Raw genomic sequence first — 15659 nt, forward strand, 5'->3', positions numbered from 1 at the left:
GCCGTACCGGCCGCGCCGGCGCCGGGCAGCATGAGGGCGGCGAGCGGGAACAGCGCGGCCAGCGCGACGGCGGCCCCGGCGAGCCTGCGGATGCCCCGGGTCTCCCAGTCCCGCCCGTAGACGTGCTGCGCGACGCGTTCCAGCTCGTCGACGAACGCAGCCGCGCCGTACGGCCGGTGTTCCGGGTCCTTGGCCATGCCCCGGGCGACCAGCGGACGCAACGGCTCCGGCACCGTCTCCACCGGGACGGGCGCGGTCAGGTGCGCCGCGCGCAGCGCCTCCGGGTTCCCGCCGAACGGCCTGCGGCCGCTCACGCACTCCACGAACACGCACGTCGCCGCGTACACGTCCGCCGACGGCGAGGCGATCTGGCGGGCCCACTGCTCGGGCGCCATGTAGAGCGCCGTGCCCTCCCCCTCGGCGACCTGCCCGGCGGGGATCGCGATGCCGAAGTCGACGAGCTTGCTGCACCCGTCCTGCGGGACGACGACGTTGGCGGGCTTGTAGTCGCGGTGGACGACGCCCAGTTCGTGCGCCGCCGCCAGCCCCAGCAGCGACCCCTTGAGGACGGTCAGCGACGCCTCGGGGCCCAGCGCCCCGTGCCGCGCCAGGATCTCCTTCAGCGACGCGCCGTTCACGGCCTCCATGATGATCGCGGTGCCCTCGGGACGTTCGACGAGCTGGTAGAGCCGGGCGACGTGCGGGCTCTGCACGCGTCCCAGCATCTGGGCCTCGTGCCGCAGCCGCTCCCGGGCCTGCTCACCGGCGTCCGCCGCCAGGTACTTGATCGCCACCGGGGTGCCGGTCTCGTCGTGGACGGCCAGCACCACCCGGCCCTGCGCCCCCGCACCGAGCTGCCGCACCTCACGGAACCCGGAGACCTGCCACTGCGCCGTCACGCGCCCTCCTCTGCCAGCCGATCGACCGCACCGGGACTTAAAGACGACATGAAAGCCGTGTCGGTTCGATCTTGCAGGCGCGGTTTCGGCGGCCGGCCGTTCAGAGGACCTCGGCGGCGGCGCCCCGGAGGGCCTCCAGGGCGGCGCGCAGGGCGGGGCGGCGGGCGGCCTCCTCCCGCCACAGCCCGTAGACGCGGCGGGTCAGCGGCGTCTCCAGCTCGACGAGCCGCACGCCCTCGGGCACGTCGCAGCGGCCCAGGCGGGGCAGGATCGTGTTGCCCAGCCCGGCCGCGACGAGGGCGAGCTGGGTGGCGAACTCGTAGGCCATGTGGTCGATGCGCGGCTCGGCGTCGATGGACCGCAGGGTGGTGGTGAGCCAGTCGCAGCAGATGCTGCCGGGGGTGGAGGCGATCCACGGGTCGCCCGCCAGTTCCTTCAGCTCGACCCGTCCGCGTCCGGCCAGGGGATGGTCGGCGGGCACCGCGACGTCCGCCACGTCGTCGCAGATGGCGCCCTTGTGCAGCCCGTCGGGGATGGGCAGCGGCGCGTTGTTCCAGTCCTGGACGATCGCCATGTCGAGGTCGCCGCGCAGCACGAGCGGGATGCTCTGCATGGGGTCCTCCTCGCGCAGCCGCACCCGCAGCCCCGGGTGGTCGGCGCGCAGGCGGCGCAGCGCGGCGGGCAGCAGCCCGCGCGCGGCCGTGGGGAACGCGGCGACCGTCACCTGCCCGACCACGGCCCCGCGATGCGCCTCCAGGTCGGCCTGCGCCCGCTCCACCAGCGACAGGATCCGGTCGGCGTGGTCGACCAGCAGTTCGGCGGCGTCGGTGAGGCGCACGCCGCGCCCGTTGCGTTCCAGCAGCTTCTGCCCGGTCTCCCGTTCCAGCTTGGCCAGCTGCTGGGAGACGGCGGAGGTCGTCACGTGCAGGACGTCGGCGGCGGCGCTCACCGACCCGTACGTGGCGACGGCGTGCAGTGCCCGCAACCGTTCCAGGTCAAGCATGAAGCAATGCTAAACCGTCGAACCGTCGACCGCTAGACGAACCTAAACTCGCCGCGCCGCCGCCCGGCGGAACCGCCCGGCCACCGTGTGGAACGCCTCCTTCGGCTCCCAGTGCCACGCGGACTCGGGATCGAACGGCTCGTCCCGGATCGTCTTCACCAGGCTGTATCCGGCCATGTCCAGGTCGTAGCGCGGCTCGGCGCGGTGCGGCAGCTCGGGGCTGACGAACTGGTAGACCATCGCCGCGTACAGGCTCATCGAGTCGAAGACGTCGAGCACCTGGCCGAGGTATTCGGCCTGCGTCCGCTCGCTGCGCACCAGATTCCCCCGGATCTCCGGCTCCGGCTTGGTGTAGTCGATGGCGTACCAGCCCATGCCGCCGTCCTGCGGCGCCCCCTCGTACGTGCACGACCCGCACTCGGAGATCGCGACCGGCTTGCCCCAGCGCCGGTGGTTCCGCAGTTCCCGGACGTAGTCCTCGCGACGCTCGTGGTAGGCGTAGTAGTTGACGCTGACGACGTCGAACAGGCTCCAGTCGACCTCGTCGTCCGCGGCCGCCCCGTACGTCAGCGGCCCGTTGAACACCGACCTGCCGACCGCCGCCGCCCGCGCGATCACCTCGCGCAGCCGCCGCGCCATGTGCTCGGGATCGAAGTTCCCCTTCATCACGTTCTCGACGCGTTCGAGAACGTTGTCGCCCGGCACGATCCCCGGCACGAAGAGCAGGAACTCGGCGCCGACGCTCAGATGGACCCCGGCGCCCTGCCGCCGCATCCGCTCGGCGACCCGGCCGGCCTCCGCCAGGTGCTCCATGATCTCCGTCTCCGGACGGTCCCCGAGCCGCGGCTGCAGCCACACGTTCAGGCCCCGCTCCGCCGCCTCCGAGGCCGTCGCGGCGAGCCGTTCGACGCCGTTCCCCGCGATCACCACGGAATCGGCGTGCAGCCCGTGCCTGATCGCCCGCATGTCGCGGCGCATCCGCACGGCGTTCCACGCGGTCGCCGCGGACTCGCCGTCCCCCACCTCGTAGAACACGCCCCGGTAGGTCAGCCCGCGCCGCGCGCCGTCGGCCGCCGCCGTCCCGCCGCCGAAAGCCCCCGCCGCCGCCGCGCCTCCGACGACCGCCGCCGCCCCGGCCAGGAACCGCTTCCGGCTGATCCCCTCGTCCCGCACCCGTGCCTCCTCGGACGTCACGTCTCATGACGCGACCCAGCCTGTTGTCCGGGGGCGCCGCCGGGCGTCGGCCGAAGGTCTAGCACCGCGGAACCAATGGACGATCTCCCGCATCCCAACGGGCAGGCCCATGGTCGACGTTCGTCGGCCGAGTCCGGTGGCCGCGGCGGCCGGCGCCGCACGGTCACCATGGCGGCCTTGCCGAACAGGAAAGGGCGGTGAACGCGAGTGCCCCCCGTGCAGCACAGCTTCCACGTGGATCTGCGCGGAGTCGTCGATCTGCTCAGCCGCCATCTCTACAGCAGCCCTCGCGTCTACGTGCGGGAACTGCTGCAGAACTCCGTCGACGCGATCACCGCGCGCCGGCGTGCCGACGCGGCGGCGCCGGCGGTCGTCCGCATCGAGCCGCGTGAGACGACCGGCGACGGATCGCTGCGGATCCACGACACCGGCATCGGCCTCACCGAGCCGCAGGTCCACGAGCTGCTCGCCACGATCGGGAACTCCGCCAAGCGCGATCCGCTCGGATTCGCCCGGCACGACTTCCTGGGGCAGTTCGGCATCGGCCTGCTGTCCTGCTTCCTCGTGGCCGACGAGATCGAGGTGATCACGCGCAGCGGGGACGCGGAGACGGTCGTGTGGCGCGGGCACGCCGACGGCCACTACACGGTGGAGCGCGGGCCGGCGCGGGAGGAGCCGGGCACCACCGTCGTCCTGCGGGCGCGCCGCGACTTCGAGCACTGGCTCGGCGCCTCCACCGTCACCGAGCTGGTGCGGCACTACGGCGCGCTGCTGCCCTACGACGTGCGGGTCGGCGACGAACCGGTCACCGACGGCACGCCGCCGTGGCAGGCGGAGCATCCGACCCCGGACGCCCGCCGGGACGCCCTGCTGCGGTACGGCGAACGGCTCATCGGCACGGCGCCGTTCGACGTGATCGACCTGGCGGTCCCCGAGGCGGGCCTGACCGGCGCCGCGTTCGTGCTGCCGCACGCGACCGACCCCGGCGAGCGGGCCCGGCACCGCGTCTACCTCAAGCGGATGCTCCTCGGCGACCGGGTCGACGCGATCATGCCCGACTGGGCGTTCTTCGTCCGCTGCGTGCTCAACACCGACGAGCTGCGTCCCACCGCGAGCCGGGAGCAGCTGTTCGAGGACGACCTGCTGGCCGCCGCGCGGGAGGCGCTCGGCGCGCAGCTGCGCGCCTGGCTGGTGCGTCTCGCGGCGACCTCGCCCGAGCGGCTGTCGGCCTTCCTGGGCGCCCACTACCGCGGCGTGATGGCGCTGGCCCTCCACGACACCGAGATGCTGCGGATCGTGGACGAGTGGGTGGAGTTCGAGACCAGCGAGGGATCGGTGCCCCTCGGCGAGTTCCGCCGGCGTCACCGGACCATCCACTACACGCCGAGCATGGAGGAGTTCCGGCAGCTGGCGGGCATCGCGGCCGCTCAGGGCATGGGACTGGTCAACGGCGCCTATACCTACCACGCCGACATCCTGCGGCGGCTCCCCCGGCTCGACCCGGATCTCGTCGTGCGGCGGCTGGACCCGGACGACCTGGCCACCCGGTTCGCCGCCCTGGACGCCGCCGCCGAGTTCGCCACGCGGGACTTCCTCGCCGCCGCCCGCGCGGCCCTGGCGTCCCGGGACTGCGAACCGGTGCTGCGTTCCTTCTCTCCCGCTTCGCTGCCGGTGCTGTACCTGGAGGGCTCGGACGCCCGGCTCGCCGCCGACATGCGCGCCGCCCGCGAGGAGGCGGACGGCGTCTGGGCCGAACTCATCGAAGCGGACGCCCCCGAACAGGACGAGCAGGCCCGGCCCCTGCTCGTGTTCAACTACCGCAATCCGCTCGTCGCACGCCTGACCAGCACCGTGGACACCCGGGTCGTGGAGCTGTCGGTCGAGGCCCTGTACGGGTACGCGATGCTGGCGGGCAACCGGCCGCTGCGTCCCGACGACGTGGCGGGCGTCAACCGCGCGTTCCTCGGCCTGGTCGAGCACGCCATCCACCCGGGACGGTGACACGATGCTGCTCGACCGGAACGAGATCGAGGCCAGGCTGGAAGCCGCCGGAAAACTGGACTCCGAGGACGGCGGCCCCGGCGGCGAGGTCTACGTGGAGGCGATGCGCGACATCCTCCCCCACGCCGAGGCCCTCGGCGATCCCGACCTGCTCATGCACGCCAGGCTGGGTTTCACGTGGGCGACGCTGCGCTCGGACAGGGAGGCCCAGGAAGTCTTCCGCGTGATCCTGCCCGTGCTGCGACGCTGCCTGCTGGACTGGCACGCCGCACCGCACCGCTTCCGTCCGGGCCTGGTCGAGGCCATGTGGAACCAGTTCTTCAACATCTGCGACTGCTACGTCCGTCTCTTCCCCGAACCGGCACGGCGGATCCACCGCTTCCTGGACGAGCTGGAACGGTACTGCCCGCCGACCCGGCGATCGACGCGCTACGCCATCGACCAGTACCGGATGAAGGTCGAAGCGCGCCGCGGGGACCGCGACGCGGTGGAACGGCTGTGGCGGGAACTGCGCGCCCAAGGCGAGCCGGAAGAGCACTTCCACCTGGACGGCAAGATCGGCGGCGATGCCTTCATGTGGCAGCGACTCGGCCGTGACGACAGGGCCGTCGAGGTGATGGCCCCCGTGCTCGCCGGACAGATCGAGGTGCGGAACGGCCGGAACCGTTCCGACGCGCTGCTCCTGCCGTACCTGCGCGCCGGACGCCTCGACGAGGCGGTGGCGGCGCACCAGTCCACCTACACCCGGCACCGCATGAGACTGGAGGAGCTCGGCGCGCATCTCCAGTTCTGCGCGCTCACCGGCAACGAGGAACGCGGGCTCGACGTACTGGACCGCAACGTCGACCGCTTCTTCACGCGCACCGGCGGCGTCGAGTGGCTGTGGACGGCGGCGGCCGCCGTGCTCCTGTGCCGCCGCGTCATGGAGAAGGATCTCGACCGGCAGTGGTTCCGGTCCTGCGAATGCGACGAATCGCGATGCCACCACGGCGCGGTCATGTCCTACGCGGATCTGGGCGCGCGGCTGCGCTGGGCGGTGGTGGACTTCTCCCTCGAACTGGACGAGATGGACGAGTCGACCTTCATGAGCGAGCAGGTCTCCAAGATCATGCACGCCGAACCGATCATGGAGAGCCTGGCCCTGCCGCCCGGCACCGCGGTCCCCCGTCACCACGAGACACCACCCGCCGCGCACCTCCCCTCCGGCACGGATCCGGCCCGCGCCCTGGACGAGGCCGCCACGCTGGACACCTGGACCCGGTTCATCCGGCTCCAGCGGCTCCTGCGGGCCACCCCCGCCGGGGACGAAACGGACATCCGCCTCGCGCTTCTGGACGAGCTGATGTCGCCGGAACTCCACGCGGAGACCTCTCACTGGCGCCACCAACTGTTCGCCACCCTCGCCGAGCTCGCCCGGTCGCATGACGCGCACCCGTCGCTGCTCGGCGCCGACCGCCTGGACCGGATCTGGCGTGCGGTGCCCTTCACCCTGGACAGCGTCCTGACCCACCCGACCGTGCACGCGGCGCAGATCCGCGGGCTCCTGCGCACGCTGGAGCCGCACTGCCGCCCCGGCACCGACGACCTGCACCACCTGCGCTGGTTCGCCGTCGAACTGCAGGTGCGACGCGGCGACCTGGACGCGGCCAGGGCCGCGTGGGCCGCGTTCGCCGACCTGCCTGCCAGCGACGCCTACACCACCCGGCCGAACATCCTGCGCCGCACGCTCTGGTGGCTCGACCTCGGGTGCGACGACGAGGCGGTCGATTCCATGGCGCTCCTCCTGGACGCCCCACCCGGCGCGGAGGACAGGGAGGACTACCTCCTGCTGCCCTACCTGCGCGCCGGCCGGCTCGACCGGGCGCGTGAGGTCCACGAACGCACCTACCGGACGGCCCTAGGGGCACCCGAACTGGCGGCGCACCTGGAGTTCTGCGCCCGGACCGGCGAACTCGACCACGGGCGGGAGCTCATCCAGCGCCACCTCGGCTACTTCCACGCCTGGCGGGCCGACCACGACTGCCCCATCGACCGCGTACGGGCCTACGGGGCGGCGGCCCGGCTGAGCGACCGCCTCGTGGCGGACGGCCTCGACGAGACCTGGACGCGCCCCGCCGACGAGTGCTGTGAGGCCGAGGACGGCTGGAGCTACGCGAGGTTCGCCGCGTCCACCCGCTTTGAAGGCGATCTCTTCGTCACCCGATGGGACGAGCTGATGGGCACCACCGCCACCCGGACGCTGGTCGCGCGCTTCGACCACCCCTGAGCACGGCCGGCTCGCCGTCCCGCCCGAAAGCACGGTTATCCTGCGAGAACACAGCCCCCCGGCCGATGTCGCGCATGGGAGCGGGGGCGATGACCACCAAGCCCTTCGACTACGAGGCGCTCCTTTCCACCACACCGACCAGGTGGCGGGAGCTGGGCCTGCACTGGCACTGTTACACCTGGCGCGGCACCGGTGAGGAGTGGGACGACGAGGCACAGCGGCAGGACCTGTCCTCGTCCCTGCCGCCCACCGCGGTCAGGGGCTGGCTCGGCAAGCCCGCCAGGATGATGCGCGCCGTCGAGCACACCCCCGAAAGCGCCGTCGCCTGGCTGCGCGCGCAGTGGACCCCGCTGACGCCCGACGCCCTCCACGGCGACCCGGAAGGCTTCCTGACCAGCGAGACCCGCTGGCGCCTCGCCCTCTACGACCTGCGCTCCGGCGTGGACGTCTACTGGACCCTGTGGACCACGGGCCCCTCCCTCCACGCCTTCGCAGTCATCGGCACGTCCACCCCCTGCCACCCCACGTGGTCAAGAGCCCGTTGACCCTGTCTCGTCCGGCGAGGCCGCGGCGGGCGGTGAGCGCCTCCTGAAGAAGGCCGCTGTAGGAGCGCTAAACGGTGGGGTCGACGGATTCTCGATTGTCCTCAAGAGCGGCCGCGAGGACGATCGACGGCATGACGTTGTGTGGGCTGCATGTGCCCGTGGTGACGCCGTTCACGGCCGCCGGGCGGGTGGACGCCGGGTCGCTGGAGCGGCTGGCGCGGCGTTGCCTGGACGCGGGCGCCGAAGGGCTGGTCGCGCTCGCCACCACGGGCGAGGGCGGGCTGCTGGACGAGGGTGAGCGGCGCCAGGTGCTGGAGGTGTGCCGGGCGGTCACGATCGAGTACGGGGCGATCCTGACCGTGGGCGCGGGGACCATGGGCACCGAGGAGTCGATCGCGCAGGCGCGGGAGCGGGCGGCCATGGCCGACGCGCTGCTGGTGGTGGTCCCGTACTACCTGCGGCCGACCGACGAAGGGGTGATCGACCACTTCGCGGCGGTGGGCAAGGCCGTCGACGTGCCGTTGATCGCCTACGACATCCCGTACCGGACGGGTAAGCGGCTTGAGCTCGACTCGCTGCTCCGCCTGCTGGATCTGGAGTGCGTCGCGGGCGTCAAGCACTGCCCGGGGGCCATCGGGCACGACACGCTGCGGCTGCTCGCGGCGCGGACCGGGAAGGCCGTGCTGTGCGGGGACGACGCCTACGTCCACCCGATGATGCTGCTGGGCGCGGCGGGAGCCGTCACCGCGTCCGCGTGCCTGGTGCCCGACGCCTACGCCGCGCTGGCGGGAGACCTCACCCCGGGGTGCGGCAGGAACACCGAGTTGCACGACGCGCTGCTGCCGTTGGTGGACGCGTTGTTCAGCGAGCCGTCCCCGAGCGTGCTCAAGGCGGTGCTGGCGGAGACGGGCGTGATCGAGCACCCCCACGTGCGGGCGCCGCTGCACGCGCCCGCGCCCGGAACGGTGTCGCGGGCGCGGGCGTGCCTGGAGGCGGTGGAGGAGATCAGCGGGCGGCCGCGGCGGCCGCGGCCGCGGCGTGCGGCAGGGCGTCGATGATCCGCTCCAGGGCCTGGTCGTCGTGGGCGGCCGACAGGAACCACACCTCGTACGACGAGGGCGGCAGGTAGACGCCGCGTTCCAGGGCGGCGTGGAAGAACGCCGCGTACGCCTTGGCGTCCTGGCGCTGGGCGGCGGCGAAGTCGCCGACGGCCTCGTCCGCGAAGAAGATCGAGAACAGGTTGCCCGCCGTCTGCAGCCGGTGCGGGACGCCCTCCTTGGCCAGCGCCTCGGACGCGGCCGTCGACACGATGGAGGCGGCCCGGTCGATCGCCGCGTACACCTCGTCGGTGGCGCCGCGCAGCGTGGCCAGCCCGGCGGCGGTGGCGAGCGGGTTCCCCGACAGGGTGCCCGCCTGGTAGACGGGGCCGGCGGGCGCGAGCCGGTCCATGATCTCGGCGCGGCCGCCGAACGCGGCGGCGGGCAGGCCGCCGCCCATGACCTTGCCGAACGTCATCAGGTCGCCGGCCACGCCCTCGACGCCGTACCAGCCGGAGCGGGACGCGCGGAAGCCGGTCAGCACCTCGTCGATGATCAGCAGCGCCCCGCTGCGCTCGCACAGCGACTTCAGCAGCGCGTTGAAGCCCTCCAGGGGCGGCACCACGCCCATGTTGCACGGCACCGCCTCGGTGATCACGCAGGCGATCTCGTGGCCGTGCTCGCCGAACGCCTCCTCCACGGCGGCGATGTCGTTGTACGGCAGCACGATCGTGTCGGCCGTGGCGGCGCCGGTCACCCCGGGCGTGTCGGGCAGCCCGAACGTGGCGACGCCCGAGCCCGCCGCGGCCAGCAGCGCGTCCACGTGCCCGTGGTAACAGCCGGCGAACTTGACCACCTTGGAGCGTCCGGTGAAGCCCCGGGCCAGCCGGATCGCCGACATCGTCGCCTCGGTGCCAGAGTTGACCAGCCGCACCTTGTCGACGGGAGCGCGGTCGACGATCTCCTCGGCCAGCTCCACCTCGGCGGGCGTGGGCGCGCCGTAGGAGGTGCCGCGCGCGGCCGCCTCCCGCACCGCCTCCACCACGGCCGGATGCGCGTGGCCGAGGATCAGCGGCCCCCACGAGCAGACCAGGTCCACGTACTCGGTGCCGTCGGCGTCGGTGAGGTACGGGCCGCGTCCGGCGGTCATGAAACGGGGGGTCCCGCCCACCGCGCCGAAGGCCCGCACCGGGGAGTTCACTCCGCCCGGAATCACCCGGTTCGCACGGTCGAACAGCCCTTGGGAGTATTGGATGTCGGTCACCGGTACAGTCTCTCAGTTGCAGTTTGGCGACTCGGCTTGACCCGGCCCGTTTGCTGCCGATATTCCACCAAGTACGCGGTGCCGGAGCGGACGGACGGCGTCGCGGATGTCACCGGCACCGGCCGTAAGCGGACCTATTCGAAAGGGATGGCGCGCCAAGTGGTTGACGGCTGGACGGTCCCGGGCTTCACCCACGTGCGAGAGCTGGGCAGTGGCGCCTCGGGCCGGGTGGTGCTGGCGGTGGACGACGTGACCCAGACCAAGGTCGCCATCAAGTACCTCGACCGGAGGCTGGACGGGGACGAGGCGTTCCTGTCGCGGTTCCGGCTCGCGGCCCGCCGGCTCGCCCAGATCGAGGACCCCAACCTGGTGGACTTCTACGACTTCGTGGAGGCGCCGCATGGTGGGGCCGCGATCGTCATGGAGTGGGTGGACGGCGTCAGCCTGCGCCGGGTGGTGGACGCCCAGGGCCCCACCGGGCCGCTGGCCGCGCTGTCCATGCTGGGCGGCGTGCTGGTCGGCCTGGCCGCGGCGCACGCCAAGGACCTGGTGCACGGGTCGCTGCGCCCGGCCAACGTGCTGGTGGACGGCGACGGCAACGGACGCCTGGTCGACCTGGCGCTGGCCCCGCCCGGCACCGAGGCGCAGAGCGGCCCGGTCTACGCCGCGCCCGAGCTGTGGGACGGCGTGGCCGCCGGCCCGGCCAGCGACATCTACGCGGCCACCGCGATCTTCTACGAGTGCCTGACCGGGCACCCGCCGTTCTCCGGGCGCAGCCAGTCCGCGCTGGCCAAGGCGCACCGGGAGGCGCCGGTCCCGGCCGACGAGGTGCCCGGGCCGCTGCGCGACCTGATCCTGGCGGGCCTGGCCAAGAAGCCCTCGGAGCGGCCCGCGTCGGCCGCCGACTTCCTGGGCGCGGTGGAGGAGGCCGCCGTCGCCGCGTACGGGCCCGCCTGGGAGGCGCAGGGCCGCAGCCGCATCACCGAGCTGGTGAAGCAGACGCAGGCCCTGCCCGAGCCGGCCCCGGCCCGCGGCGGGGGCCGCGCCCCGGCGAAGGCGCCGGCCGCCAAGAGCGGCGGGCGCGGACGGCTGGTGGCCCTGCTGGTCGCGGGCGTGGTGGTCGTCGGCGGCGCGGGAGGCGCCGCGGCGCTCACGCTCGGCGGCGGCGGTGACGACGACAAGAAGACGGTCCAGCCGCCGCCCTCCCCCGCGACGTCCGGCACGCCGAGCCCCGCCCTGCCCGCCGGTCCGGGGCCGGTGAACCCCGCGGCCGCGGCGGCGCTGGCCACCCAGGTCGAGCAGGCCGTGGCACGCACCCCGAGCGGCGCGTTCAGCTACCGGCGCACGGGCGGCGCCGCCATCAAGGCGCAGGGGTCGTTCGCGCTGGCCGCCGCGGCCTCGCCCTCGTACCAGATGTCGGTGTCGGGGCAGGGCGCGGACGTGCGGCGCCCCGCCCAGGCACGGCTGGTCGCCGACACCACGTACCTGCGCTCGCGCAACACGTGGCGTCCCGCCGGCGCCAATCCGCGCACGCGCGGCTACGTCAACCTGGTGTCGCACGTGCGGTGGAGCAGTTCGGTGTCGAACGTGACGACCCTGCTGCGGACGAGCACGTCCCTGCGCAAGACGGGCGCGTCGACCTACCAGGGTGCGGTTCCGCTGGCGCGTCTGGCGCAGGCCCCCGGGCTGGGCCCCCTGTACGCGGAGGTGGCCAGGGCGACCGGCGCCCAGCAGGTGACGTTCGTGGTGCAGTTCGACAGCGCGATGCGTCCCCTGCAGATACGGGTGAGGGCGGCGGGCTCCGGCGCCAAGCCCCGCTCCCAGTTGCTGCACACCAGCTACTCGCGGTGGGGCCAGAAGGTCTCGATCCCCGCCCCTCGGGGCGCGGGCTGACCCTGCGGTCTCGCCCCTGGGGTCCCGGGCACGGGCCCCAGGGGTCGCGCAGGTCTCAGATGGCCTCACAGCTGTCGGAGAGGACCTCCAGCAGCCGCAGGGGGTCGGGCAGCGGGGAACCGTCCGGTGGGCGCACCCAGGTCACCTCACGCCCGTACGGGAGCACCGAGGGCGGCGCCACCACGTAGCTGTCGCGGCAGTGCCAGCGCATGCCGGGCGTCTCGGTCACCGTCTCGGGGAAGCAGTCCAGATGGCACGACCACCACTCGTCCTCGTCCACGGGCGCGCCACGGGTGGCCACGAAGAACAGGTACCGGTCGTCGCCCATCGCCGCCACGGGGCCGACCGGCAGGCCCTCCCGGGCGATGCGCGCCAGGGCCATCACCCCGGCGGCGGCGGGCACGTCGAACACGTCGAAGACGCGGCCGGTCGGCAGGATGATGTTGGCGTCGGGACGTTCGCTCCACCAGCGGTTCAGCACCTCGGGGTCGACGCTGGCCTGCATCGCCCACGTCGCCGCCACCGGGTGCGCCGCCGGGTCGGGACACCCGATGCGGTCGCACGAACAGGCCCGGTCACCTACGGCGCTCGGATGTGCGCCCGGGCTGCACGGCCAACCCAGCCCCGCGTAGTCGCGGGCCGCCGCCGCCATGTCGCGCTCGCGTCCGCGCTGGCGTTTGCCCCCCTGCCGTTTACCGGCCTTGCCGCCCTGCCGTTTCCCCCCGGAGACCGCCAGCATGATGCCCCCCTCACCCAACGCCGTACACGGGTCGTTGCTATCGATGATGCCGTTCACGCCGAAAGGCGGAGACAGCAACCCCCCGCAAACGACCCCAATTGACTAGGCAGGCCTAACCAGGCGGGCAGGCGGGCCCAAGGGCGCGGGCCCAAAGCGCCCGCGTCCCGGGGGCTCTGGGGCCCAGCGCACAGTGGGGGTCAGAGGCCGCGCAGGCGGCGGGCCACCTCGGTCGCCCAGTAGGTGAGGATGATGTCGGCGCCGGCCCGGCGGATCGAGGTCAGCGACTCGTCGATGGTGCGCTCGCGGTCCAGCCAGCCCTTCTCCGCGGCCGCCTCGATCATCGCGTACTCGCCGCTGACCTGGTAGGCGGCCACCGGCACGCGCACCTCGTCGCGGACGCGGCGCACGATGTCCAGGTACGGACCGGCGGGCTTGACCATCACCATGTCGGCGCCCTCGTCCAGGTCCAGCAGCACCTCGCGCAGCGCCTCGTCGGCGTTGGCCGGGTCCTGCTGGTGGGACGAGCGGTCGCCGAACTGGGGCGCGCACTCGGCGGCGTCGCGGAACGGGCCGTAGTACGCCGAGGAGTACTTGGCCGAGTACGCCAGGATCGCCACGTCCCGGTAGCCCGCGGCGTCCAGTGCCGAGCGGATCGCGCCGACCTGGCCGTCCATCATGCCGGACGGCGCCACCACCGCCGCCCCGGCGTCGGCCTGCGCCACCGCGATGGAGGCGTACCGCTCCAGGGTGGCGTCGTTGTCGATCTCACCGCGGGGGGTGAGCAGGCCGCAGTGCCCGTGGTCGGTGTACTCGTCCAGGCACAGGTCGGTCATGACGACCATGGCGTCGCCGAGGTCGGAGGCCAGGTCGCGCAGCGCCAGCTGGACGATCCCGGCGGGGTCGTCGGCGGCCGAGCCGGTCCCGTCCTTGACCGCGGGCACGCCGAACAGGATCAGCCCGCCGACCCCGGCCTCGGCCGCCTCGTGCGCGGCCTTGCGCAGGCTGTCGCGGGTGTGCTGGACGACGCCGGGCATGGACGGCACCGGCTGCGGCTCGGTCACGCCCTCCTTGACGAACATCGGCAGCACCAGGTCCGCCGGAGCGAGCCGGTGCTCGGCGACCATGCGGCGCAGCGCGGGCGTGCGGCGCAGCCGCCGGGGCCTGGCGACGGGGAACTGTGCGGACATCTTCTCCTCCAGGGCCGCGGGGACGGCGCCCGGCGGCCCGGGCTCGATCTGTGGACCGGGGCGGCTACCTGCGGCGGCGCGCACCCCGGCGCATCTGGCTCGGCTTGCGCAGCGGCGCGCCCGACTCGATCTGGGCCGCCCTGCGATTGGCACCGTACTCGGCCAGCGCCTCGGCCAGGGCCGAGACCGACGGTCTGGGCGCCATCACGTCCACGCGCAGCCCGTACTCCTCGGCGGTGCGGGCGGTCTGCGGGCCGATGCAGGCGATCACCGTGACGTTGTGCGGCTTGCCCGCGATGCCGATCAGGTTCTTCACCGTGGACGAGGAGGTGAACAGCACCGCGTCGAAACCACCGCCCTTGATCGCCTCGCGGATCGGGGCGGGCGGCGGCGCGGCCCGCACGGTGCGGTAGGCGGTGACGTCCTCGCACTCCCAGCCCAGCTCGGTCAGCCCGGCGATCAGCGTGTCGGTGGCGATGTCGGCGCGCGGCAGCAGCACCCGGTTGATCGGGTCCAGGTCCTCGTCGTACGGCGGCCACACCTTGACCAGGCCCTCGCTGGACTGCTGCCCGGACGGCACCAGGTCGGGCTGCACGCCGAACTCCACCAGGGCCCTGGCGGTCTGCTCGCCGACGGCGGCGACCTTGAGCCCGGCGAACGCGCGCGCGTCCAGCCCGTAGGCGGCGAACTTCTCGCGGATGGCCCGAACGGCGTTCGTGGAGGTGAACACCACCCACTCGTAGCGGCCGGTGACCAGGCCCTTGACGGCCCGTTCCATCTGCTGCGGGGTGCGCGGCGGCTCCACCGAGATCGTGGGGACCTCCTCGGGCACCGCGCCGTACTCGCGCAGCTGCTCCGACAGCGAGGCGGCCTGTTCCTTGGTGCGCGGCACCAGCACCCGCCAGCCGAACAGCGGCTTGGTCTCGAACCACGACAGGGTGTCGCGGCGGCGCACCACGTCCCCCACGATGATCATCGCGGGGGACTCCATGCCCTTGGTGTCGGCGGCCAGCCGCTGCAGGGTGGACACCACGGTCTCCTGCTCGGTGGTGGTGCCCAGGCTGGTCATCGCGGCGGGCGTGGCGTCGGGACGGCCGACCGCCATCAGCCCCTTGGCGACCTCGCCCACGGCGCCCTCGGCGCCGAGGATCACGAGCGTGACGTCCGGGGCGGCGAACCGCTCCCAGTCCACGCCGCCGGCGGAGGCGTCGACGATCCGCACCTCGCGGTGCTCGGGGTCGGTCAGCGGGATGCCCGCGTAGCCGGGCACGCCGGTCACGGCCGACACCCCGGGGACGATCTCGAACGCGACGCCGGCCCTGGCCAGCGCGTCGCCCTCGGCGGCCAGGCCGCAGCCCAGCCCGGGGTCGCCGTGGAACAGCCGGACCACGTACGCGCCCTCGCGGGCGCCGCGCACCGCGGCCTCGACGGGGTCGGCCTCGGCGGTGTCGGCGATCTCCACGTCCGGGCGGCAGTGCGAAAGGATCTCCGCCGGGCAGTACGCTCGGTTGACGACGACCAGGTCGGCGCGCTCCAGCGCGGCGACGGCACGCAGCGTCAGCAGGCCCGGGTCGCCCGGGCCCATGCCGACCAGGGCGACGCGGCCGGGGCCGGCCGTCCTGTCGTCGGCC

At 73.4% G+C, this 15659-nt stretch carries 12 protein-coding genes; 5 read left to right on the forward strand and 7 right to left on the reverse strand.

Going from position 1 to position 15659, the window contains the following annotated elements; genetic code table 11:
* The 3 genes from ABD811_RS20975 to ABD811_RS20985 all read right to left on the reverse strand — a co-directional run.
* Positions 1-899 (reverse strand): serine/threonine-protein kinase (locus ABD811_RS20975; RefSeq protein WP_344950184.1); only part of this gene is annotated, 899 nt, incomplete at its 3' end.
* Between the two features lie 100 nt (positions 900-999).
* Positions 1000-1902, reverse strand: a complete 903-nt coding sequence (locus tag ABD811_RS20980) for a LysR family transcriptional regulator (protein WP_344950187.1) — start codon at positions 1900-1902, stop codon at positions 1000-1002.
* Between the two features lie 42 nt (positions 1903-1944).
* A complete protein-coding gene (locus ABD811_RS20985) occupies positions 1945-3096 on the reverse strand; it encodes a glycoside hydrolase family 113 protein (protein ID WP_344950190.1) in 1152 nt (383 codons plus the stop codon).
* 207 nt (positions 3097-3303) lie between these two features.
* Between ABD811_RS20985 and ABD811_RS20990 the strand changes: the two genes are divergently transcribed.
* The 4 genes from ABD811_RS20990 to ABD811_RS21005 all read left to right on the forward strand — a co-directional run bounded on the left by ABD811_RS20990 (position 3304) and on the right by ABD811_RS21005 (position 8966).
* Entirely contained in the window at positions 3304-5097 is a 1794-nt protein-coding gene (locus tag ABD811_RS20990) for an HSP90 family protein (protein WP_344950193.1), read from the forward strand.
* A gap of 4 nt (positions 5098-5101) precedes the next feature.
* Entirely contained in the window at positions 5102-7363 is a 2262-nt protein-coding gene (locus tag ABD811_RS20995; protein WP_344950196.1) for a hypothetical protein, read from the forward strand.
* A gap of 89 nt (positions 7364-7452) precedes the next feature.
* Positions 7453-7908, forward strand: a complete 456-nt coding sequence (locus tag ABD811_RS21000; RefSeq protein WP_344950199.1) for a hypothetical protein — start codon at positions 7453-7455, stop codon at positions 7906-7908.
* Between the two features lie 131 nt (positions 7909-8039).
* Positions 8040-8966 (forward strand): dihydrodipicolinate synthase family protein, encoded by a 927-nt coding sequence (locus tag ABD811_RS21005; protein ID WP_344950202.1) that lies wholly within the window; start codon positions 8040-8042, stop codon positions 8964-8966.
* Here the strand turns inward: ABD811_RS21005 and hemL are convergent.
* Entirely contained in the window at positions 8914-10209 is a 1296-nt protein-coding gene (gene hemL, locus ABD811_RS21010; RefSeq protein ID WP_344950205.1) for a glutamate-1-semialdehyde 2,1-aminomutase, read from the reverse strand. The two genes, ABD811_RS21005 and hemL, sit on opposite strands and share 53 nt — an antisense overlap.
* A 147-nt stretch (positions 10210-10356) precedes the next feature.
* On the opposite strand from hemL, the gene ABD811_RS21015 reads away from it, so the two are divergent.
* Positions 10357-12102: a serine/threonine-protein kinase gene (locus ABD811_RS21015; protein ID WP_344950208.1), complete on the forward strand. Its 1746-nt coding sequence runs from the start codon at positions 10357-10359 to the stop codon at positions 12100-12102.
* Between the two features lie 55 nt (positions 12103-12157).
* On the opposite strand, the gene ABD811_RS21020 is transcribed toward ABD811_RS21015, so the two are convergent.
* The 3 genes from ABD811_RS21020 to ABD811_RS21030 form a co-directional block, all read right to left on the reverse strand.
* The gene (locus tag ABD811_RS21020) at positions 12158-12841 is read right to left on the reverse strand and encodes a bifunctional DNA primase/polymerase (RefSeq protein WP_344950211.1); all 684 of its coding nucleotides are present in this window, start codon (positions 12839-12841) and stop codon (positions 12158-12160) included.
* A 197-nt stretch (positions 12842-13038) separates the two neighbouring features.
* Complete coding sequence (gene hemB / locus ABD811_RS21025) at positions 13039-14028, reverse strand: porphobilinogen synthase (RefSeq protein ID WP_344950214.1); 990 nt, start codon at positions 14026-14028, stop codon at positions 13039-13041.
* A gap of 64 nt (positions 14029-14092) precedes the next feature.
* Positions 14093-15613, reverse strand: a complete 1521-nt coding sequence (locus ABD811_RS21030; RefSeq protein ID WP_344950296.1) for a bifunctional uroporphyrinogen-III C-methyltransferase/uroporphyrinogen-III synthase — start codon at positions 15611-15613, stop codon at positions 14093-14095.
* Positions 15614-15659: the final 46 nt, after the last annotated feature.

The organism is Actinomadura miaoliensis (genome assembly GCF_039536785.1).
Lineage (GTDB): Bacteria > Actinomycetota > Actinomycetes > Streptosporangiales > Streptosporangiaceae > Spirillospora > Spirillospora miaoliensis.

What these genes read in the sequence shown, in the direction of transcription:
- ABD811_RS20980 (WP_344950187.1), bottom strand. Translation starts at nt 1,902, where the DNA reads ATGCTTGACCTGGAACGGTTGCGGGCACTGCACGCCGTCGCCACGTAC.
- ABD811_RS20995 (WP_344950196.1), top strand. Translation starts at nt 5,102, where the DNA reads ATGCTGCTCGACCGGAACGAGATCGAGGCCAGGCTGGAAGCCGCCGGA.
- ABD811_RS21000 (WP_344950199.1), top strand. Translation starts at nt 7,453, where the DNA reads ATGACCACCAAGCCCTTCGACTACGAGGCGCTCCTTTCCACCACACCG.
- ABD811_RS21005 (WP_344950202.1), top strand. Translation starts at nt 8,040, where the DNA reads ATGACGTTGTGTGGGCTGCATGTGCCCGTGGTGACGCCGTTCACGGCC.
- ABD811_RS21015 (WP_344950208.1), top strand. Translation starts at nt 10,357, where the DNA reads ATGGCGCGCCAAGTGGTTGACGGCTGGACGGTCCCGGGCTTCACCCAC.
- ABD811_RS21020 (WP_344950211.1), bottom strand. Translation starts at nt 12,841, where the DNA reads ATGCTGGCGGTCTCCGGGGGGAAACGGCAGGGCGGCAAGGCCGGTAAA.
- hemB (WP_344950214.1), bottom strand. Translation starts at nt 14,028, where the DNA reads ATGTCCGCACAGTTCCCCGTCGCCAGGCCCCGGCGGCTGCGCCGCACG.
- ABD811_RS21030 (WP_344950296.1), bottom strand. Translation starts at nt 15,613, where the DNA reads ATGGGCCCGGGCGACCCGGGCCTGCTGACGCTGCGTGCCGTCGCCGCG.